Origin of the sequence: Acidovorax sp. ACV01, from assembly GCF_014851495.1 — a bacterium.
GTDB lineage: Bacteria > Pseudomonadota > Gammaproteobacteria > Burkholderiales > Burkholderiaceae_C > Acidovorax > Acidovorax radicis.
The window spans coordinates 302,955-324,456 of the sequence record NZ_JACUZT010000006.1; the positions used below are offsets into that span (position 1 = coordinate 302,955).

Here is a 21,502-nt window from a genome sequence, read left to right on the forward strand (position 1 = left end):
AACGCCCCGCCCCGCGTCAACCCGCGTCGGCCAGAAACCCGTCTACCAGCGCGTAGTGCTCCGGCACATTGAGCGCGGGGGCATGGCCGCAGCCGGGCACCTCCACCACCTGCGCCCGGCCCCGCGCACCGGGGCCACGGGTCAACATCTCGGCAGTGGTTTCGCGCAGCACCAGGTCCGAGTCGGCACCGCGCAGGCAGAGCACAGGGATGTCGAGCGCGTCGTAGTGGTCCCAGATCAGGTAGTCGTTGGCGTGGTGCGTGAACTGCTGCACCATGGCCGGGTCGTAGTGCGGCGTCACCCGGCCATCGGGCAGGCGGCGGATCGAGGTCTCGGTCAGGCGGCGCCACTGCGCATCGCTGAGCCAGCCGTAGGGCTGGTACACCTGCCGGAAGAACGCCTCCAGCTCTTGCACCGTGTCAAACGATGGCGGGTGGCCCGCATAGGCCTTGATGCGCTCGAGCGCGGCATCCGCCAGGCGGGGCGCGTTGTCGTTGAGCAGCAGGCTGGTGATGCGGCCCTTGAGCTGTGGCTCGAACAGGCCCGAGGCGCACACGGTGCCGATGGCGCCGCCCATAGATGTGCCCACCCAGTGCGCCTGCTCGATACCCAGCTGGTCAAACAGGCCGGCCGCAATGCGCGCGTAGAACGACAGGCGGTATTCGTCCTGCGGCGCACGCGCCCACTGGCTCAGGCCCCGGCCGATGGTGTCGGGGCAGATCACGCGGTAGCGAGGCGCCAGGTGGGCTGCCAGCTCATCCATGTCGCGCCCGGTGCGCGCCAGGCCGTGCCAAGCCACCACCACGGGGGCATCGCGCGCCCCCCACTCCATGTAGTGGATTTCATAGCCAGCGCAAGTGGCATAGCGCGATAACGGAGTCATGGTGGACAACCTTGTGAGTCAGTAGAGGGATGCCAGTTGCTGATCAAACAACCTGCGGACTGGGAGCGAAGCATTCATTTCATGAGGCGGCCGTTGCTGCCGATGACCGTCACTTCAACGTAGCGTGAGCCGATGCGATTGGTGGGCGAATAGCCGAGCGTGATGCCACCCAGGTCATAGCTTTGCATTGACTCCAGCGCCTTGACGATCTTGGTGCGCGTGGGCAAGGGCCCGGCACGGCGCAGGGCCTCGACCAGCACCTTGGCACCCAGAAACTGCTCGAAGCTGGTGTAGTTGACCTCGGCCTCGGGGGCGTACTTCTTGAGCAGCGACTGGTATTCACGCACCACCGGCAGCTGTGGGCGGTAGGGGTAAGGCACCACCTGGCTGATACCGAGGCCGTGTGCATTCTTGAGGCCCGCGAGCTTGACCAGCTCGGTCGGGTCCACCACCGAGATGTTGTAGAGCTGCGCGCCACCACCCTGCTCGCGGTAGCGCTGGATGAACGCGGCGGCGGGCTTGTTCACGGCGATCATGATGACGGCGTGCACGTCGGCCGCCTTGATGGCCTTGACGGCATCGTCCACCTTGTCGGTGTTGCGCTCATACCCCGCAGCCACCACCAGCTTGAGATTGCGCTTGGCCAGCGCTGCCTCCACCCCCGCCAGGCCCGCCTTGCCAAACCCGTCGTCCTGGTACATCACGGCCACGCGGTTCATGCCCAGGGTGGTGAGCTGCTGCACCATGTGCTCGGTTTCGTCCACATAACCTGCGCGCACATGAAAGATCCAGGGGTTGAACGGGTTGCGCAGCGATTCGCCCCCGGTGTAGGGCGCCACCAGCGCGGCGCCGCCCTGCTCCAGCACGCCGTCGGCCAGCAGCTGGGTGATGTTGGCCGTGCCCGCAAAGCCATACAGCGCCACCACCTCGGGTTTGGCCAGCATTTCACGGGTCAGCTTCACGGTGTCGGCCACCTTGTAGGCGTCGTCCACCACCGCCTGGCGGATGGAGGCGCCGTGCACGCCGCCCTGGGCGTTGACCCAGTCGAAGTAGATCTTGCCGCCCAGCACCATCTGCGCGCCGGTGCTGGCCAGCACACCCGATAGCGGGGCCACTTGCCCGACCACAATCTCTGCCGCGCGTGCCGGCGCACCGCCACTGGCCCCGAGCGCCAGCAACAGCCCAACGGGCACTGCCAGCGCCGCCGCCATACGGCGAGCCCAGGTCTTCATCACAGCATTCATACGTCCATCCTTGGTGTCAGAAACGCACGGCCCCGGCGCCGCGCGCGCTTGCAACGGGCGCGCAGCACGGGCGTGATCCCTACTCTTGCAGCCCTGCGGCCTGCGTCAGTCGGGGATGGAGATGGCGCCCGCCGTGATGGCAATCGCATTGGCCGCGGCAGGCACGGTGGCCAGCGGCGGCACGTTGGCCGCAGTGATGGCTGGCGCACTGCCGGGCGTGCCGCCACGGGGCACGGTGCGCACCACCTGGCTGGCGGGCAGGGCCTTGCCGTTGGCCAGGTGCTCGTACACGGCATCCAGCGCATGGTTCAGGTACACGTGCAGCGGCACATACCGCGTGTCGTAGCCCGGCAGCACGGTGGGCAGACCGATGAAACCGTCAAAGTGCTGGGCGTTGGCCACTTCCACATAGCTGAGCCTGCTGGCAGCCCCCTCGACCTTCCTGTTCAGCGCGGCATAGGGGCGCGAAGTGTGGCTCACGGGCAGCAGCGCATCGGCACGGCCGTGCACGATGACAGTGGGCTTGCCCCGCAGGTTGCCGTTGCGGCGCGTTTCGTCCACGCCGGCCTGCAGCTTCTTGGCGGCCGCATCGGTGCCGGTCACCAGGTTGCGCAGGCACAGCGCGCCCGCCGTATTCCAGTCGGCCACGCCCGTGTCCGAGAACGACAGGAAGTCACGCGCCGGGCCCAGCTTGCCCAGGTTGTTCACGAGGTTGATGCCACCGGAAGGCGGCACACCGTTGCCGGTGGCAAACATGCCCGGCAACGCTGCAGCCGCCAGGGGCGCCACCGCGCCTGTGGTCGCCGTGGCCGCATAGCTGAAGCCGCACAGGTGGTCCTTCACGCTGCTGCGCGACAGGCTGTTGGCAAAAGTCACCGCCACGGCCGGGGCCACTTCGAATGCCGCCAGCGAGGCATGCAGGTCGTTCGACTCGGGCTCCCAGCCATAGGCGCGCAGCTTTTGCAGCGCCTCTTCGGCCTGCGCTGCGGTGGTGGATGCCGAGAGCAGCCCCGCCGTCTTGAGCGCCACGCAGCGGTTGGGGGCGATGGGCAGCGCGGCGCTGGCAAACCCTGCCGCAAACGCTGCGGCAAAGGGACTGGTGCTGACTGACGGCGCCAGCGACGCACAGGCCTGGTACAGGTTGGCGTAGGTGGTGAAGTCCACCAGCGTCTTGCCCGTGACGGCCACCTCGGTGCTGCCACGGCGCACGGTGACGCCGGGGTTGGCGGGCAGTTCCAGCGCGGGCTCGGACACGGCCACGCCGCTGATCAGGCCCTGCGTGTCCTGCTCTGCGGCAGCAATGGCGGCGCCCCCGCCGTTCGAGATGCTGGACGCAATGACGATGGTGTTACCGGGCGTGAGTGTCTTCAGGCGCTGGCCCGCTGCGTTGGTGTTGCCGTAGCGCTGATTGAGCACGTAGTAGCCGAACTCCACGGCCTGCAGCGTGGTGGTGCCCCAGTCCTTCTCGGAGTTCTGGCCCGAGTGGGCGTGCTTGAAGGCAAAGCGGTTGGGCGTGGCGGTGTTGAAGGCCGCCAGTTCCGTGGACGTGAGGCCTGCGTTGAACGCCGCACTCTTGCCCGCAGCAGCGGCCGTGGCGCGGGTGCCGTCGATGAGTGGCACGGTGTCGTTTTGCAGATCGTGGGGCGCGCCGCTGGTGCCCTTGTCCGAGTAAGCCACGGCGCAGCCCCGCTTGAGGCCCCACTCGCCCGTGGAGATACCGCCGTACACCCCGCGCGAACCCGAGGTCGTGGCCGTGATCATGCAGGGCTTGGCCGGGTTGAAGCTGGTGGGCACCTGCACCATGAGCGTAACGTTCTTGCGGCCCGTGCCGTCGTCGGCAAACGCGATGTATTCCGTGCCGGCCACCTTGCCCTCGCCCGCCGTGGCCTTGCCTTGCGCATCCACATTGGGGCCGTACAGCAGGCCATATCCGCCCGCGGCCGTCATGTCGAGCATGGCCCGGTAGTTGGTGTGGATGGCCAGGCGGCGCAGCTCGGCGGCGGTGGGCTTGAGTGGGTCGGCAGAGGCGGGCGGCACTGCAGCGGCCAGGCCCGTGGCGCCCAGGCCCGCGGTGAGCAGGTCATTGGTGCTGCCGTCGTAGGTGGCCTCGCTGACCGTGCCCAGGTAGGCGGGTTTGGTGTTGAGCGCGGCGCTGTCGCCGTCGCTGCTGCCCCCACAGGCGACCAAAACGGCGGCGGCCACGGCAGCGGGAACGAACGGACGCACCCGCGCCTTCATCATGCTCATCTTCATGTGCTTGTCTCCTGGTATTTCTTGTTTGCTTTTCGCACAGCTCCATCCCACCAACGACCGCCCAGGCGGCGTTGGCTTCCTCACGCCGCCTTGCGCGCAGCTGCCGCGCGCAGGCGCCCCACCACACCGGTGGGGAAGTAATAGACCGACAGGACAAACAGCACGCCCAGCCACAGCAGCCAGCGGTCGGGCGAAAGCAAGGCAGACACCCAGGGCAGCCCCGATGTGGCCTCGTGGCCCAGGCGCAGCAGATCTTGCAGATAGCTCTGCGCCACCAGGAAGAGCACGGCCCCGATGGCCGAGCCATAGATGGTGCCCATGCCGCCGATCACCACGATCAGCAGGCAGTCCATCATGATTTCGAAGCTGAGCGAGGTGTCGGGCCCGTTGTAGCGCAGCCAGAGCGCGAGCATCGCGCCTGCCATGGTGGCAAACAGCGCCGACAACACGCTGGAGGTGGTGCGGTACACCACCACGCGGTAGCCAATGGCCTCGGCGCGGAACTCGTTCTCGCGGATGGCCTGCAACACGCGGCCGAACGGTGAATTGACGATGCGCAGCAGCGCCAGCACCAGCGCCACGGCAGTGACGAACAGCAGGTAGTAGCAGATCAGGCGGCCATCGATAGCGACGCCCAGGAAAGGATCATCGAAGGGCTCGAAACTGGGCGACAGGATCTCGGGCACCTTGAAGGTCAGGCCGTCTTCGCCGCCGGTGATGTCCGACAGCTGCGAGGCCAGCGTCTGGAACGCGGCGGCCACCGCCAGCGTGATCATGGCAAAGAAGATGGCGCGCACGCGCAGTGAGAACAAGCCCACCGCCAGCGACAGCAGCAGCGACAGCAGCAGCGCGCCGCCAATGCCCACGCCCAGCGCCGTCCAGGTGGGCCCCATGCGCGTGGTGGCCACCGCGATGCCATAGGCCCCGATGCCAAAGAACATGGTGTGCGCAAAGCTCACGATGCCGGTGTAGCCCAGCAGCAGATCGAAGCTGGCCACCAGCACCACGAAGATCAGCACCTTGGCGGCCACGGACAGCGCCTTGACGCCCGGGAACAGGAAGGGTGCAAACGCCAGCCCGATGAGGATGGCCACGAGGATCACCGCCAGTACCTTGCTGCGCGGGTAGTCGCCGGAGAGAAGTCGGTTCAGCATATCAGTCGGCTCCTCTTCAGCGGTTGGCCACGGGATAGACACCCTGCGGGCGCCACAGCAGGATGGCCACCATCAGCGCGATGTTGGAAAACAGCGCCACCTTGGGCACCAGAAAGCCGGTGTAGTTGGCCATCAGCCCCACCAGCAGCGCGCCGATGAGGGCGCCGCCCGTGGACCCGAGGCCGCCGATGATGATCACGATGAAGATCAGCACGTTGACCTGCGCGCCCATCTGCGGGATCACGTTCTGCTGGTACAGGCCCCACATCACCCCGCCCAGACCCGCCAGGGCCGAGCCCACGACGAACACGCCGATGAACAGGCGGCGGATGCGGTAACCCAGGGACTCGACCATTTCGCGGTCTTGCACGCCGGCTCGGATCAGCAGGCCGACCTTGGTGCGCGACAGCGTCCAGGCCAGCACGGCGAACACCAGCAGGCCCACGGCCACGGCGACGAGGCGGTACTTCTCGATGGCGGCGTCGCCCACGAGCAGCGAGCCTCGCATGCCTTCGGGCAGCGGCAACGGGATCTGCGCGGGGCCCCAGATGACCTTGATCAGCTCTTCGCCGATGATCATGCCGCCCATGGTGATGAGGATCTGCTTCAAGTGCTGGCCGTACACGGGCCGCACGATGAAGCGCTCGAACGCCAGGCCCACCGCCCCTGCGACGGCCATGGCCACCAGCATGGCCGGCAGCACTGCCACCAGGTTGCGCCACAGCTGGTCGGAGCCCGTCCAGTCGCCCATGGTGCCCAGCACGCTGGTGGCCACAAAGGCGCCGAGCGCGATGAACACGCCGTGGCCAAAGTTGAGCACGTCCATCAAGCCGAACACCAGCGTGAGGCCCGAGGCGATGATGAAGATGATCATGCCCATGGCCAGCCCCGCCACCGTGAGCGTGAGCCAGGTGCTGGGCGAGCCGATGAAGGGCAGCACCAGCAGCGCGAGCGCTGGCACCAGGGCCAGGGGCTTCCAGTCGAAGTCGCGGGTGATGCTCATGCCCGGTCTCCTTGCGCGGCAAGCAGCGTGCGCGCAAATGCTATATTTTTAATAGCTATCAGCGCTTTACCATCATGCGCCAGTGGCCAAAAAAGCTTGAAATCTGGTGTGAAATTCATAGTGCCAACCCCAGCAGCGACCGCTGCAGTGCCTCGTCTTGCGCCAGCGCGGCCATGCTGCCCGCATGCACCACCTTGCCGTTGTCCATCACGGCCACGGTGTCGCCGAGCCGCTTGGCGAAATTGATGTTCTGCTCGACGAGCAGGATGGTCACGCCGCTCTTCTTGAGCTGGTCGAACGCATCGATCATGTTGTTGATGATGGCGGGGGCCAGGCCCTTGCTGGGCTCGTCCACGATGAGCAGGTCGCGCGGCTCGACGATGGCGCGGCTCACGGCCACCATCTGCTTTTGACCGCCGCTGAGCTTGCCGGCCGGGTGGTTCCAGAATTTCTCCACGGCCGGGAAGAGCTTGAAGATCCATTCGAGCCGGGCCGAGTCCATCTGCGCGGCGTTCTTGGCGCCGCGCGCGGCCAGCAGCATGTTTTCCTTCACGGTCAGGTCCGCGAAGATGCCCATGTTCTCGGGCACGTAGGCGATGTTCATGCCCGCGATCTGCGGTGTGTTCAGCGCCGTGATGTCCTTGCCCGCAAAGTGGACCGAGCCCTGCGACGCATGCCACAGGCCCATGATGGTGCGCAGCGTGGTGGTCTTGCCCGCGCCGTTGCGGCCCAGCAGCATGGTGAGCTGGCCCTTGGGCACCGCCAAATCCACACCGTGCAGGATGTGGTACGCGCCGATGTGGGTGTGCACGCCCTTAAGTTCGAGCAGGTTCGCGGAGTTTGTCGTGGAGCTCATGCGGCCTCCTTGTCTGCGTCCTTGGTGACGCCCAGGTAGGCTTCCTGCACCACGGGCGATGCGATCACCTCGGCCGGCGGGCCGTCGGCCACCAGCGTGCCGTTGGTCAGCACGATGATGCGGTCGGCCAGTTCGCGCACCACGTCCATCTTGTGCTCCACCAGCAGGATGATCTTGGTCTTGTCCTTCTTGAGTTCGCGGATCAGGTTCAGGATCACGGGGGCCTCGTCGTGGCTCATGCCGGCCGTGGGCTCGTCGAACATGTAGACCTGCGGCTCCAGCGCCATCAGCAGTGCCACTTCGAGCTTGCGCTGGTCGCCGTGCGGCAGGCTGGCCACGGGCGTGTCCTGGCGGTCGAGCATGGCCACGGCCTGCAGGATGGCGCGGGCGCGGTCGGTCAGGTCGCGGTGGTCGCTCCAGATGCTCCAAAGGTTCAGGCCCCGGCGGTGCTTGCCCTCTTGCGTGGCCTGCACGGCCAGGCGCACGTTCTCCAGCACGCTGAGGTTGGGAAACAGGTTGGTGAGCTGGAAGGCACGGCCCAGGCCCGCATGCGTGCGCGCCGAGACCGACTGGCCCGTGAGGTCCTGCCCGCCCAGGGTGACACTGCCCGCGCTGGCGCGCAGCTGCCCGGAGATGAGGTTGAAGTACGTGGTCTTGCCCGCGCCATTGGGGCCCACGATGGCGGTCAGCGTGCCGGGCTCGAAGGAGCAGGTCACGGCGTTGACCGCCACGTGGCCGCCGAAGCGGATGGTCAAGTCCTTGGTAGACAAGGTGCTCATGGGTGGTGTTTCACTTTCACGGTCTTCTTCATTCGTTGGTGTCGGGCGCCCTGTCCTGACATGAACAGAGCGCGCGGCGTTCAGCGCATTGTCAAGGGCACGTGCCGATGACGTAGTAGTTCGGGCTCGTCTGTTTCAGCGTGTTGTTCACGAAGATGTTCCACAGCCCCATGCTCTGGTTGGAGCCCAGCGCAAAGGTGTAGCCGCCATACACATAGGCACGGCCGGCCATGGTGTGGGCGTAGTTGCTGGCGGTGGTGCAGGTGCCTCCGCCGCCCTGGGCTGCCAACGTGGTGCCCGATGCGGCGGCGGATGCAGCGCCCTCTGCTCCGCTGGCATCGGCGGCACGCACGGTCCAGCTGTAGGTGGTGGAAGCGGCCAGGCCGGTGTCGCTGTAGTTCGTTGCGGTCACGGGCAGCGCGTTGACCTTGTTGGCATTGCGGTACACGTTGTAGCTGGCAGCGCCCGAGACGGCATTCCAGGCAATCGCCATGCTGCTGGCCGTGGCGCCCGAGGTGCTCACGCCCGTGGGGGCAGGCAGGTCCACCGGCGGGTTGGTGGTGCCGCCGCTGGAAACGCGGTCCACCATGGCCTTGATGGCGACCATCTGCGGACCGGACTTCTTGGCGTAGTTGGCGTTGTCGTAGCCCCACCAGTCAAAGCAGCTGTTGGTGGCCGCGGTGCTGGTCTGCGGGTACAGCATCACGATGCTGTTGGTGTCGGCCCAGCGGTTGTAGCCGGTGTTGCGCACGTACTGCTGCTGCACATCGCTGATGTTCTGCTTGCAGCCATGCAGCACCACGTGCAGCTTGCAGGTGGCACTGCCGCCCGCCTGGCAGGCCTGCGGCACATAGGCCCAGCCCGTGGTGGCCATGCCGTGGTTGGAGATGAATTCGCTCTGGTTGAACTCGATGAAGTTGCCGGTGGGCAGCGCCGCGTTGTTGCGTGCATTGAGCGGGCCGTACAGGTGCTGCAGCATGGCCCCCGCCAGGTCGAAGTTGCAGTTGCTGATGTAGGGCGCTGCCTTGGTGGTGCAACCGTTGCCGTAGTCGTCGGTGACCATGGCGTGCTCGGCAGCGATGTCCTTCTTGTAGACCACGTTGGCGGCCGGCACAAAGCTGTTGTAGTAGGTGCGCAGGGCATCCATCACGCCGGTCTTGACCGCACTGTCGAGCGTGCCCGAGAACAGGTAGACCTTCGAGTTCTGGAGGTTGGCCACGGGGTCGATGGCGCCCTGGCTGGCCCAGGTGTTGGTGGTGCTGACCAGCGTGCTGGTGGGAATGCCCGCCGGGCTGGCCATGCAGCGCCCCGTGGCATTGACGACCGAGCCCTCGGCGCAATAGAACGGCCCGCCCGCAACCACGCCCACCCCTTTGGCAAACGTGGCCGAATACGCCACGTGCAGCTGCACGGCCATGAAGCCGCCTGCGGACAGGCCCGACACGGTGGTCTGGGTCTTGTCGATCTTGAGCGCGGGAAGGTTGACGGCGGCATATGCACCGCCCGTAGCGCACAGCGTGATGGCAGCTCCTGCTGCGGCCGCCCGGATGAAATTGAAAGCCATGTTGTCTTGTCTCCAAATAATTTTGAGAAAAACCGACCCAGCCCCCGTGTAATCCGGGAGTTCATGCATCAATTCACTGGAAAAAAAGGGGCGGCCGCCCCCGCGGGATGAGCCCCCAGGGGCAGCGCCCCGGGGCCACGCAAATCCGCTTATCGCTTGTTGCGAATCGGCACTTGCATCTCTTCAGGCTTGATCTCGCGCACCAGCTCGGGCACGCCCCAGGCGAAGGCCGGGTCCACCTTGATCTTGAAGTGGTACATGCTCTGCATGGCCTGGTGGTCTTCCTTGCGGAAGGTCATCTTGCCCTTGGGGGTATCAAAACTCATGCCTTCCATGGTCTTGATGAGCTTGTTGGTATTGGTGTCGCCACCGGTGGCCTTGAGGGCAGTGACCAGCGCCATGGCGGAGCTGAAACCACCGGCGGTGAAGAAGTCCGGCGGGGTCTTGAACTCCTTGTAGTGCGCGGCCACCAGGGCTTCGTTCACGGGGTTCTTGGGGATGCCGAAGTAGTAGTACGTGGCGCCTTCCATGCCCGGGAAGTTCTTGTACGCAGCCATGGCGGGCAGGATGTTGCCACCGGTGGCGATCTCGATGTTGTAGCGCTTCAGATCCATGTCGGCGATCTTGAAGGGGTTGCCCGCGCCTGCCCAGATGATGAAGATGACCTTGCGGCCGGGCACGTCCTTGAGCTTGTCGATCAGGCGCTGCGCACCGGCGGTGAAGTCGGTGGTGGTGGTGGGCAGGTACTCCTCGTGGGCGAGCTTGGCGTTCTTGAGTGCGTCCTTGAAGGCCTTCACGCCGTCGCGGCCAAAGGCGTAGTCCTGCGCCAGCGTGGCCACCGTGACGCCGGCCTTGTCGATGGCCACGGCGTTGGAGATGGCGTCCTGGCTGCTGTTGCGGCCGGTGCGGAAGATGTACTTGTTCCACTTGTCGCCGGTGATGGCATCGGCCACGGCGGGCTCCACCAGCAGGATCTTCTTGTATTCCTCGGCCACGGGCAGCAGCGCCAGAGCCACGCCCGACGACGTGGGGCCTACGGCGATGTCGGCCTTGTCATCGGAGTAGGCCGATGCCAGCAGGCTCTTGCCCAGGTCGGGCTTGCCCTGGTCGTCCTTCTCGATCACCACGAGCTTCTTGCCATTGACGGTCATGCTGCCGCCGGTGGCGTAGTTCAGGCCCATCAGCAGGCCGGTCTGGGTCTGCTTGCCGTAGGCCTCCAGCGGGCCGGTCTTGCTGTAGACGTGGGCGATGCGGATCTCGCCGGTCTGGGCGAATGCGGGGGCGGAAAGCGTGGCGGCGGTAACGGCTGCAGTGGCGAGGGCGACCAGGGTGCGACGGTGCATGGCGATGTCTCCTTGTTGTGATGCCTGAACATTGCACAGTTCATGCCAACACGCAAGCTGTTGATTTTTATGAAACTTCTGCTGACACCTGTGCGACACAGTCTGATTTATGGACAAATAAATTGTCTGTAAATCAGACATATGCCCAATATTTATTCAGGGTTTTCCAGACGTCCATAGAGCGTGGCCCGCGAGATGCCCAGCTGACGTGCCGTGGCGAGCTTGTTGCCACCATGGGCTTTGAGGGTCGCGGCGATGGCACGCCGCTCCAGCTCGGCCACCTGTTCGGACAGCGGCCGCAGGTAGCGGCTTTCATCCTCGGCATCGCCCATCGGGGCGGCGTCCTGCACAGGGGCAGGTGCGGCGGGTTCCACGCCGGCTTCACGCAGCACGCGCTCCAGCTGCGCCGCGTCGATGGACGGGGAGTCGCTGCGCATCACGGCCTGCTCCAGCACATTGCGCAGCTCGCGGATATTGCCGCGCCAGGGCTGGCCCGCCAGCAACGCCATGGCGTCGGGCAGCAGCTCGGGTGGGGCCGTGCCGTTGCGCAGGGCCAGGTCTTCACCCAGCGCCTCGACCAGCGCCGGGATGTCGGTGCGGCGCGCCCGCAGCGGTGGCACACGCACAGGCAGCACGTGCAGGCGGTAGAACAAATCCTCGCGGAACTTGCCTTCGCGCACCAGCGTCGCCAAGTCGCGCGAGGTGGCCGCCAGGATGCGCACGTTGAAGGGCACCAGCTTGTTGGAGCCCAGCGGCTCGATCTCGCCCTCCTGCAAGGCCCGCAATAGCTTGGCTTGCAAGCTTTGCGGCATGTCGCCGATTTCGTCGAGGAAGAGCGTGCCACCGTCGGCCAGCTTGAACTTGCCGTCGCGGCCCTTGCGGTCGGCGCCGGTGTAGGCGCCTGGGGCTACGCCGAAGAACTCGGCTTCGAGCAGCGTGTCGGGCACGGCGGCAATGTTGACACTCACAAACGGGCCGCTCGCGCGGCTGGATGCAGCGTGGATGGCATGGGCCAGCAGCTCCTTGCCTGTGCCGGTCTCGCCCAGCAACAGTACTGGGCTGCTGGACTGCGCCGCGCGCCGCGCCTGGCGCTTGACCTCGGCCGCTGCGGGGCTGGAGCCGATAAAGCTGGCAAAGGTGTATTTGGCGCGCCGCTCGCCGTCGCCCGCCACGGCCAGCGAGCGGCTGCGCTGGCTGGCCAGCTCGCGCCGCGCGTCGTCCAGGTCGCGCTGCAGCAACGCGAACTTGCTGATCAGCGGCTGCAGTGTGGTCTCGGGGTGGTCAAACAGCACGATGCCAATGGCGCCGATCACGCGGTCGGCATCGTCGCGCAGCGGGATGCGGCTGACCACAAAGGTGCCGGCCTTGTTGGTGAGCAGGTCGATCAGCACGGGCTGGCCGGTCTCCAGCACACGGCGCATCTGGGTGTTGGGGATGACCTCCTCCACCGTGCGCCCGACAAACTGATCGACCGACGAGAAACCCAGGTCGGGCAGAAAGCGCTGATAGCCCTCGTTCACCCACACGATGCGGCCGCTGCGGTCCACCAGGAACATGCCCTGGCTGACGCTGGAGAACAGCTGGAACATGGAGCGCGCCGCCAGTTCAAGAATGCCCTGGGCATCCAGCGGCAGTGCGGGGGCGTCATCGGTGAGCAAGGGCATCTGCGGATGGTAGCGCGGCGGGGTCTGGCCAAGTGCAGTCACACCGCAGACAACATGCAGCTCGATTGCTACTATTTTTATAGCTATTAGCGCAAATCCATAAAGCGCTAGCGGCTTTTTTTATCCAAAATCATGATGCCATCGGCCACCGGCGCACTGCCCACGGGACACTGCGCGCGCGTCATGCGCAGAATCACCATGGGCTGGATGGCGGCCAGCGCCTCGGCCTCGCGCACGGCCAGGGGTTGGTCCACCAGGATGCAGGGCTTGCCTGTGCGGCGGCAGTGGTCTTGCACGCGCCAGTACTCGTCGTGGCTGATGCAACCGGTCTGGCAGATGACCAAATCGGCAGCGGCCAGGTTGGCATCGAGCGAGCCGTCCCGCAGCCCGGTGGAGGCGGTGCGGTCCACCGCCCAGCGCTGAGACGGGTGGTTGGCAACACCACCGGCCCTCGCGGGGTGGCCCCGGGGGGGCTCCGCAGCCTGGGCCGGCGCCACCTTCGCCTGGGCTGCCAGCCGCCAGCGCAGGCATTCGCGCGACAGGCCCGCAATGCGGTCGACGAGCACGCTGATGTGGCGGGCCATCGCCCGGCGGCGTGGCAGGCTGGGGTGCACCACCTTGATCTGCGCCAGTTCGTCCTGCGCCAGGGCAAGGCGCGTGTCCCGCACGATCACCTCGGCACGCAGTCGCACCACCTGGGTTTGAAGGGCCGCAATTTGCGCCGCCTGGGCAGACACCGTGGCGCTGCAGCGCTTTTGCGCATCGCCCAATTGGCGGCACAGCGCCAGAAACTCCTGCGGAAGTGATTGCATGCGCCACCTTTGCAAATAAGAATTATTCGCATTTTATGGTACGATTCGCGGCTTGTGAGCACGCAAGTCACCTTGGTGGGGAGGACACCGGAGGCATGAAGCCTCCGGTGTCTGGCTTGCGCAAACGCTAAGAACCTGTTCTAAGAAATCGCCCCTCCCGACGGCTACCCAAAAAACAAAAAACCGCGCCATTGCAGCGCGGTTTTTTTGTGGGTGAAGGACGCGCACTGCGCGCGTCCGGTCAGGTCTGCGCCAACGCCAGCTTGCGCGCCGCCCAACGCCGCAGCAGGCGCGGCAGGATGAGCACGGCCAGCACGATGATGATCAGTGTCAGCGAGCCTGGACGTTCCAGGAAGATGGTCCACTTGCCTTCACCAATCGACACGGCATTGCGCATCTGCGCCTCGGCCAAGGGGCCCAGGATCATGCCCACCACCACTGGTGCGGCCGGGAAGTCAAAGCGGCGCATCACCACACCCAAGAGGCCAATCGCATACAGCAGTACCAGGTCGAACGCGCTCTGGCGCATGCCATACACGCCCAGCGTGGAGAACACCAGAATGCCCGCGTACAGGTACGACTTGGGAATGTTCAGCAGCTTCACCCACAGGCCCACCAGGGGCAGGTTCAGGATGAGCAGCATCACGTTGCCGATGTACATCGACGCGATCAGCGCCCACACCAGCGCACCGTTGGTGTCAAACAGCTGCGGCCCGGGCTGGATGCCGTAGTTCTGGAACGCGCCCAGCAGGATGGCCGTGGTGTTCGACGTGGGGATGCCCAGCGTGAGCAGCGGGATCAGCGTGGCCGTGATGGCCGCGTTGTTGGCGGCCTCTGGGCCAGCCACGCCTTCGATGGCGCCGGTGGTGCCGAACTCTTCCTTGTTCTTGCTGAGCTTCTTTTCAGCCGCGTAGCTCAGGAAGGTGGGGATCTCGCTGCCGCCTGCAGGGATGGTGCCGAACGGAAAGCCGATGAACGTGGCACGCAGCCAGGCCGGCCACGAGCGCTTCCACTCTTCCTTGGTCATGTGTGTGCTCGTCAGGCGGTTCTGTGTCTCGTCGGACTTGCCTTCGTACATCACGTTGTACAAGGCTTCACCCACCGCAAACAGGCCCACGGCGATCAACACCACCTCGATGCCATCCATCAGCTCGGGCACGCCGCCGGTGTAGCGCGCTTGGCCCGAGATCTGGTCGATACCGATAAGGCCCATGGCCAGCCCCACGAACAGGGCGACCATGCCACGCAGCGTGCTCTTGCCCAGCACCGCGCTCACGGTGGTGAAGGCCAGCACCATGAGCATGAAGTACTCGGGCGGGCCCAGGCGCACGGCGTATTCAGCCACCAATGGGGCAAAGAACGTGACCAGCACCGTGGCAATGGTGCCCGCCACGAACGAGCCAATCGCGGCCGTGGCCAGCGCTGCGCCGGCGCGGCCGTTCTTGGCCATCTTGTTGCCCTCCATGGCAGTCACCATGGACCCGGCCTCACCGGGTGTGTTGAGCAGGATGGAGGTGGTGGAGCCGCCGTACATGGCTCCGTAGTAGATGCCGGCAAAGAAGATCATGGAGGCCGTGGCCTCGACCTTGACGGTGATGGGCAGCAGCATGGCCACGGCCACTGCGGGACCGATGCCGGGCAACACACCGACCGCAGTGCCGATCATGCAGCCCACGAAGGCCCACATCAGGTTGATGGGGGTCGCAGCGGTCGCAAAACCCTGCATCAAGAGATTCAACGTTTCCATAGCGTGCAGGCTTTACAGCCACCCCGTGTTGGTCAGGCCGGGCAGGTTGATGGCCAGCAATTGCGTAAACATCCAGTACACCGGGGCGGCCACGGCCACACCGATGAAAGAATCCTTGATCCAGGCCTGCAGACGCAGGTCCAGTTCGCCTTCGGAACTCCGGAAGCCCCGCACCGACAGCACAAAGCACAGCGCGCAGCTCAGGATAAAGCCCAGCGTCGTGATGAGCAGGGCATTGAGCAGCAGCCCGGCCGACACCCAGATGAAGCCCTTCCAGTGGGCGCGCTCGTCGCCCGATCCTTCTTCCAGCTCACGGAACCCCCCGGTCAGGGCATGCACCACGCAGAGCACACCGCAGATCAGCAAGGCAATGCTGACCATCCAGGGGAAGAAATTGGGGCCTACACCGCCATAGCCAGCTTCAGAGCTGACCGAGCTGGCGCCCCAAGCCAGGCACAGCGCAAGCACCACCAGCCCCGCCCCTATCAGGGTCTGCAAGGGCTTGGAGCGCGACGAATGTTGTTGTGTCATGTTTTTTTCCTTCGCACCAACCACTGCTGCGGCAGCGCCACCACCCACCCCCACAGGGTTGAAGGCGACTGGCGCGCCTTGCTTCAGATCATTCCGGACTTGGCCATCGTGGCGCGCATGCTGGCGAACTCGGCATCCACGAAGTTGGCAAACTCGTCACCCGCCATCCAGGCCGGGGTCCAGCCGTTCTTCTCCATGGCATCTTGCCAGGCCTTGTGCTTGAAGGTCTTGGCCAGCGCGTCGATCAGCGCCTTGCGCTGCTCGGCCGTGATGCCAGGCGCGCCATACACACCGCGCCAGTTGCCGATTTCGACGTTGATGCCCTGCTCCTTGAGCGTGGCCACGTTTACGCCCTTCAGGCGCGAGCCCGAGGTGACGCCCACGGCGCGCATCTTGCCCGCAGAGATGTACTCGGCAAACTCGCTGTAGCCGCTGCCGCCCACGGTGACGTTGCCACCCAGGATGGCGGCGGTGGCCTCACCACCCCCACGGAAAGCCACGTAGTTGATCTTGGAAGGGTCCACGCCCACTTCGCGCGCGATCATCGCGGCTGCGATGTGCTCGGTGGAGCCACGCGAACCACCGCCCCACTTCACGCTGCCAGGATCTTTCTTGAGCTGGTCCACCACATCCTTCATGGACTTGAAAGGCGAATTGGCGGGCAGCACGAACACGTTGTATTCGCTGGTCAAACGTGCCAGTGGCGTGACCTTGTCCAGGCCCACCGGCGGCTTGCCGGTGATGATGCCACCCAGCATCACGGCGCCCATCACCATCATGGCGTTCGGGTCGCCCTTGCTGGCGTTGACGAACTGGGCCAGGCCGATCGCACCCGCAGCGCCACCCTTGTTGTCATAGGACACCGACGATGCGGCGCCTGCATCCTGCATGGCTTTGCCCAAGGCACGGCCCGTGGAATCCCAGCCACCGCCGGGGTTGGCGGGGATCATCATCTTGAGGGTGGGTGCGCTCTGGGCCGAAACGGGCAGCACGCCTGCAGCGGCCATGGCTGCCAGTGATTTGAGGAAGATATCGCGACGCATGGAGTCTCCTTGTAAGGTTTGCGAACCGCTCGATGATGCGCGCCCTGCCTGTCAAACGGCTGTCCGTGGACTCAGGGAAAACACTCATGCGCCCCGCACAATGAGACGGTGATATGGTGCCGCGCATGCAACTGCTTCTTGTTGAAGACGACCCCACCATGCAGGCCACGCTGCACCGCGCACTGACACGCCGTGGCATGGAAGTCACCGCCGTGGGAGACGGCCGTGCAGCACTCAGCCAATGGGCCGCCCGGCAGCCCGATGCGGTGATCCTGGACCTGACCCTGCCAGGGTTGGATGGCCTGCAGGTGCTGCAGCAGGCCCGCTCACGCGGACTGCGCACCCCCGTGCTCATCCTCACCGCACGCGGCACCGTGGGCGACCGCGTGATGGGCCTGAACGCGGGGGCGGACGACTACCTGCCCAAACCCTTTGATCTGGATGAACTGGAAGCACGCCTGCGCGCCCTGGTGCGCCGCAGCGCCGACCCTGCCCCCGGCACCCCCATGGCGCCCAGCACCGTGCAGATCGGCGCCATCCGCTACGACAAGGACAGCGGCGCGCTCTACCTGAATGGCGAAGTGATGGAGCTGACACCGCGCGAACTGGCGCTGATGCACGCCTTGCTCGCCCAGCCAGGCCATGCCGTGACCAAGGAACGGCTGTACGAACTGGTGTTCCCCGGCCAGCTGGATGTGCAGTACGAGGCCATTGAGGTCGTGGTGTACCGCCTGCGCAAGAAGATGGCAGGCACCGGACTGACCCTGATGACGTTGCGCGGGCTGGGCTATCTGCTGCGGGCCGACACATGACAGGATCAAAAGGCTCGCCCCGCCACCCTTCGCTGCGCCGTCGACTGCTGCTAGGCATCCTGCTGCCAGTGGCGCTGTTCATTGGTTTCAACACCTATAGCCTCTATCAGCAAACCCTGGCCTCGCTCAATACGGCCTACGACCGCACCCTGCTGGCGTCGGCCAAAAGCATCAGCGAACAATTGGATGTGCGGGGCTACGACGACGCCGCGCAATTGCGCGCCATCGTGCCCTATTCAGCGCTGGAGGCCTTCGAGGCCGACAACCAGAGCCAGATGTTCTACCGCGTATCCACGCTGCGCGGTGAGATCGTGTCGGGGTTTGACGAGCTGCCTGTTTGGCGGGGGACCATCCCGGACCGACCACCCTATGCTGCGCTGGTGGATTTTTATGACGACCGTTTCCGCGACCGCGATGTGCGCGTGGCCGTGCTGCTGCAGCCCGTGGCCAGTTCCGAAGGCCGCGCCATGGCCGTGATTCAGGTGGCCGAAACCCTGGAAGTGCGCGAAACGCTGGCCCTGCAGATTCTGCGCAATACCTTGCTGCGCCAGGCACTGTTGATCGCCGTGATCGCGTTGACCGTGGTGCTGGTGGTGCAGCGGGCCATCCACCCCGTGCGGCAGCTGAGTCTGCAGTTGCAAGGGCGCAGGGAGGGCGACCTGAGCCCCATCGCCGCCCCGTCCACCCCGCGCGAGCTGCAGCCGCTGATCGATGCCACCAACGAGGTCATGCAACGCCTTCGCCACTTGCTGCGGCACCAAAAGCGCTTCGTGCGCGATGCCTCGCACCAGCTGCGCACGCCGCTGGCGGTGCTCAAGACCCAGGTGCAGTCTGCCTTGCGCGGCGATGTGGAGCCCCAGCAAGCACTGCAGGAGATCAGCGATACGGTGGACCGCGCCACGCAGCTGGCCAACCAGATGCTGGCGCTGGCCAAGGTAGAGCAGCTGCGCCAGCAAAGCACTCCCCCTGCCACGCGGCTGGACGAACTGCTGCGCACCGTGGCGCTGGAGATCTCGCCCTTGATCGCCCAGCGCGACCTGGACTTCGGCATACACACCGAGCCGGCATTGGTCCAATCCCATGAATGGATGCTGCGTGAGCTAAGCCGCAACCTGCTGCACAACGCGGTGCGCCATGCCCCGCAGGGCAGCGAACTCACCGTGGACCTGCGCACCGACAGCCACCATGTGGCGCTGACCATCAGCGACCACGGCCCCGGCATCGACGATGAATTGGCGACGCGCCTCTTCCAGCCGTTTTCAGCAGGCGATGTGCGCACGGGCAGCGGCCTGGGCCTGGCCATTTGCCATGAGATCGTGCAAGCCCTCGGTGGCAGCATCGCTTTGACCAACCGCATGGTGGGCAGCAGGATGGCAGGGCTGGACGCCGTGGTGCGCCTGCCGCTGGCCGCGCCATCGGCTGACATGGGCGGCTCCATCCACGCGGCACAATCCCCCGTATGAACACCCTGGAGACAATGCGGCTCGACAAGTGGCTGTGGTGCGCCCGCTTCTACAAAACCCGTAGTCTGGCCACCGAAGAGATCGGCAAGGGCCGCGTCACGGTCAATGGCCAGCTGGCCAAACCCGCGCGGGATCTGCGCTGCGGCGACACCGTGGCCCTGCGCCAAGGGCCAGTGGCCCGCACCGTGCAGGTCCTGCGCCTGAGCGGGGCGCGCGGGCCTGCGCCGGTGGCGCAGCAGCTGTATGAGGAGACGCCCGACAGCATCGCCGCCCGCGAGAAGGCCGCAGAACTGCGCCGCCTGGCCCCAGAACCCGCCGCCACATTGCACGAAGGCCGCCCCACCAAACGCGATCGGCGCGAGATCGACAAAGTGAGCAACAAAGGGGACGAGTGGGGCAGCCGCTGGAGTGCCTCCATCGACGAATGAGCGCAGCGTGGGCTTGCGAGTTTGCAAGGCTCTGCAAGACAGGCTGAAAAGACAGATGGCTCAAAGAAAAAAGCCCAAGTGAATGAATCACTTGGGCTTTATCTTGGCGGAAACGGAGGGATTCGAACCCTCGATGAGGCTCTACACCCCATACTCCCTTAGCAGGGGAGCACCTTCGGCCACTCGGTCACGTTTCCAATCCCACTATTATGCCCCATTTCTGAGGCGCTTCTGGCGGTTTAGGCGACTTCCTGGTCCAGCTCGAACGCCTTGTGCAGGCTGCGCACGGCCAGTTCGACGTCCTTTTCGTCGATCACGACCGACGTCTTGATTTCGGAGGTGGAGATCATCTGGATGTTGATGCCCTCTTCGCTCAGTACGCGGAACATCTTGCTGGCCACGCCCACATGGCTGCGCATGCCGATGCCGACGATGCTGACCTTGCAGATCTTGGTGTCGCCAACGACCTCTTGCGCGCCCAGTACAGGCGCCACTTTTTCCTTGAGCAAGTCCACCGTGCGCGCACAGTCGCCGCGATGGACCGTGAAGCTGAAGTCGGTCTTGCCGTCCTTGCCCACGTTCTGGATGATCACGTCCACTTCGATGTTGGCCTCGGCCACGGCGCCCAGGATCAGGTAGGCGATGCCGGGCTTGCCGGGCACGCCCAGCACGGAGATCTTGGCTTCATCGCGGTTGCAAGCGATGCCGGATACAACGGCTTGTTCCATTTTTTCGTCTTCCTCACAAGTGATCAGTGTGCCGGACCCGGCTTCTTCGTGAACGATCCATGCCCTTGGAATTGTTGGGGTGACGCCTCCGAAGCCACGGCGCCAGGCAAAACACGGTTGTGGCGCGCCGCCAATGTTCGTGCGATCAGGGGACCAAAACCTGGGGACTGTGCCAATCGATATTTGGCCCGGCCCGTACCACAAATCCGCGCCCCACCTTGATGTGGATGCGGTGGCCGCGTGTTGTGCAGACGGCCAACTGATCCAGCAACTCGCCCAGCTGCGCCGCCGCGGGCGTGGTGTGGTGAAACTGGCGCAACCAGTGGCGCAGCACATTCGCCTGGCGCGTCCGGCTCAAGCCCTGCAGCGCGGTGATCTGCGGCGGTACGCCGACCTGTGCCAGATCCTGCTGCGCCAGTTCGCCCTGCAGTTCCGCCGCCTGCGCGGCGTTGGATGCCGAGCGGGCGAACGTATCGCGAAACGCGGGAAAGGCGGCCTCCAGTGCGGGCAACAGTTGTGCACGAATACGGTTGCGGGTGTAGCGCTGGTCGGTGTTGGTGGGGTCTTCCACCCAACCCTGCCCCTGCGCCCGCAGCCAGCTGCGGATGTCTATGGCGGCCACCGGCAGCAACGGGCGGTGCCACACCACGCCGGCGCGTTCCCAGCGGGCGGGCATGGCGGCCAGCCCGGCAACGCCCGCGCCACGCGACAGCGCCAGCAGCAGCGTCTCGGCCTGATCGTCCGCGTGTTGTGCAATTGCTATTGATTTAATAGCTAATTGCGCTTTACTGGCAAGCGCTACAGCCTCAAAAGCCTTGTATCTTGCCTGCCTGGCAGCATCTTCGGGGCTCTGGCCAGGGGCGTGGCGGGCGTCCGGCCGCTCCACCCACAGCGGCACACCAAGGTCTTGGCACAAGGCAGCGCAATGTTGCTCGAACCCATCGGCCGCCGCCTGCAGGCCGTGGTGCACATGGATGGCCTGCACTTGCCCGGGCCAACGGCGCGCACAGGCCAGCAGCAGAGCCGTGGAATCAGCCCCGCCGCTCAGCCCCACGGCCAGCGGCAGTGCGGGCGCAAACGCCTGCATGGCAGCATCGAACGATTGGGTCATTCCGGCACCCGGCCTGCGCCACGAAACGGTGGTGCCGCATCAGGTGCACAAAAGCAATGGACAGGGCGGGAGTACATGGGCGCC

The 21,502-nt window shown here is 65.4% G+C and carries 18 protein-coding genes, 1 tRNA gene and 1 pseudogene; 3 read left to right on the plus strand and 17 right to left on the minus strand.

Annotated features, from left to right (window positions below):
* Window positions 1–16: 16 nt before the first annotated feature.
* From IB243_RS18740 to IB243_RS18805, 14 genes are all read right to left on the minus strand, one after another.
* On the minus strand, window positions 17–883 hold the full coding sequence (locus IB243_RS18740) for an alpha/beta fold hydrolase (protein WP_192428693.1): 867 nt from the start codon (window positions 881–883) through the stop codon (window positions 17–19).
* A gap of 74 nt (window positions 884–957) precedes the next feature.
* Window positions 958–2,127, minus strand: a complete 1,170-nt coding sequence (locus tag IB243_RS18745) for an ABC transporter substrate-binding protein (RefSeq protein WP_192428694.1) — start codon at window positions 2,125–2,127, stop codon at window positions 958–960.
* A 105-nt stretch (window positions 2,128–2,232) separates the two neighbouring features.
* Window positions 2,233–4,380: a D-(-)-3-hydroxybutyrate oligomer hydrolase gene (locus IB243_RS18750; RefSeq protein ID WP_192428695.1), complete on the minus strand. Its 2,148-nt coding sequence runs from the start codon at window positions 4,378–4,380 to the stop codon at window positions 2,233–2,235.
* Between the two features lie 80 nt (window positions 4,381–4,460).
* On the minus strand, window positions 4,461–5,534 hold the full coding sequence (locus tag IB243_RS18755) for a branched-chain amino acid ABC transporter permease (RefSeq protein ID WP_192428696.1): 1,074 nt from the start codon (window positions 5,532–5,534) through the stop codon (window positions 4,461–4,463).
* 16 nt (window positions 5,535–5,550) lie between these two features.
* Window positions 5,551–6,537 (minus strand): branched-chain amino acid ABC transporter permease, encoded by a 987-nt coding sequence (locus IB243_RS18760; protein ID WP_010460452.1) that lies wholly within the window; start codon window positions 6,535–6,537, stop codon window positions 5,551–5,553.
* Between the two features lie 115 nt (window positions 6,538–6,652).
* Window positions 6,653–7,393: an ABC transporter ATP-binding protein gene (locus tag IB243_RS18765; RefSeq protein ID WP_192428697.1), complete on the minus strand. Its 741-nt coding sequence runs from the start codon at window positions 7,391–7,393 to the stop codon at window positions 6,653–6,655.
* Entirely contained in the window at window positions 7,390–8,172 is a 783-nt protein-coding gene (locus IB243_RS18770; protein ID WP_192428698.1) for an ABC transporter ATP-binding protein, read from the minus strand. The genes IB243_RS18765 and IB243_RS18770 overlap by 4 nt, the downstream gene beginning before the upstream one ends.
* A gap of 91 nt (window positions 8,173–8,263) precedes the next feature.
* On the minus strand, window positions 8,264–9,736 hold the full coding sequence (locus IB243_RS18775; RefSeq protein ID WP_192428699.1) for a PHB depolymerase family esterase: 1,473 nt from the start codon (window positions 9,734–9,736) through the stop codon (window positions 8,264–8,266).
* 149 nt (window positions 9,737–9,885) lie between these two features.
* Window positions 9,886–11,079: a substrate-binding domain-containing protein gene (locus IB243_RS18780; RefSeq protein WP_010460443.1), complete on the minus strand. Its 1,194-nt coding sequence runs from the start codon at window positions 11,077–11,079 to the stop codon at window positions 9,886–9,888.
* Between the two features lie 152 nt (window positions 11,080–11,231).
* Window positions 11,232–12,743 carry a sigma-54-dependent Fis family transcriptional regulator gene (locus IB243_RS18785; protein ID WP_010460441.1) on the minus strand — a complete coding sequence of 504 codons (1,512 nt, stop codon included), beginning with the start codon at window positions 12,741–12,743 and terminating at the stop codon, window positions 11,232–11,234.
* A gap of 107 nt (window positions 12,744–12,850) precedes the next feature.
* Window positions 12,851–13,555: a DUF2325 domain-containing protein gene (locus IB243_RS18790; RefSeq protein WP_192428700.1), complete on the minus strand. Its 705-nt coding sequence runs from the start codon at window positions 13,553–13,555 to the stop codon at window positions 12,851–12,853.
* 241 nt (window positions 13,556–13,796) lie between these two features.
* On the minus strand, window positions 13,797–15,302 hold the full coding sequence (locus IB243_RS18795) for a tripartite tricarboxylate transporter permease (protein WP_029413600.1): 1,506 nt from the start codon (window positions 15,300–15,302) through the stop codon (window positions 13,797–13,799).
* A 12-nt stretch (window positions 15,303–15,314) separates the two neighbouring features.
* On the minus strand, window positions 15,315–15,833 hold the full coding sequence (locus IB243_RS18800; RefSeq protein ID WP_057225060.1) for a tripartite tricarboxylate transporter TctB family protein: 519 nt from the start codon (window positions 15,831–15,833) through the stop codon (window positions 15,315–15,317).
* 83 nt (window positions 15,834–15,916) lie between these two features.
* On the minus strand, window positions 15,917–16,876 hold the full coding sequence (locus tag IB243_RS18805) for a tripartite tricarboxylate transporter substrate binding protein (protein ID WP_010460433.1): 960 nt from the start codon (window positions 16,874–16,876) through the stop codon (window positions 15,917–15,919).
* A gap of 113 nt (window positions 16,877–16,989) precedes the next feature.
* Between IB243_RS18805 and IB243_RS18810 the strand changes: the two genes are divergently transcribed.
* The 3 genes from IB243_RS18810 to IB243_RS18820 are packed head-to-tail and all read left to right on the plus strand — an operon-like array spanning window position 16,990 to window position 19,579.
* Entirely contained in the window at window positions 16,990–17,688 is a 699-nt protein-coding gene (locus IB243_RS18810) for a response regulator transcription factor (RefSeq protein ID WP_010460431.1), read from the plus strand.
* Window positions 17,685–19,151 carry a sensor histidine kinase gene (locus tag IB243_RS18815; protein WP_010460430.1) on the plus strand — a complete coding sequence of 489 codons (1,467 nt, stop codon included), beginning with the start codon at window positions 17,685–17,687 and terminating at the stop codon, window positions 19,149–19,151. Before IB243_RS18810 ends, IB243_RS18815 begins: the two co-directional genes overlap by 4 nt.
* Window positions 19,148–19,579 carry an RNA-binding S4 domain-containing protein gene (locus IB243_RS18820; protein WP_192428701.1) on the plus strand — a complete coding sequence of 144 codons (432 nt, stop codon included), beginning with the start codon at window positions 19,148–19,150 and terminating at the stop codon, window positions 19,577–19,579. Before IB243_RS18815 ends, IB243_RS18820 begins: the two co-directional genes overlap by 4 nt.
* Window positions 19,580–19,683: 104 nt before the next feature.
* On the opposite strand, the gene IB243_RS18825 is transcribed toward IB243_RS18820, so the two are convergent.
* From IB243_RS18825 to tilS, 3 genes and pseudogenes are all read right to left on the minus strand, one after another.
* A tRNA-Ser gene (locus IB243_RS18825) sits at window positions 19,684–19,776 on the minus strand.
* Window positions 19,777–19,818: 42 nt separating this feature from the next.
* A pseudogene (locus IB243_RS18830) lies at window positions 19,819–20,361 on the minus strand (ACT domain-containing protein); the annotation flags it as partial.
* 91 nt (window positions 20,362–20,452) lie between these two features.
* Window positions 20,453–21,418, minus strand: coding sequence for a tRNA lysidine(34) synthetase TilS (tilS, locus tag IB243_RS18835; protein ID WP_192428702.1), 966 nt, complete (start codon window positions 21,416–21,418; stop codon window positions 20,453–20,455).
* Window positions 21,419–21,502: the final 84 nt, after the last annotated feature.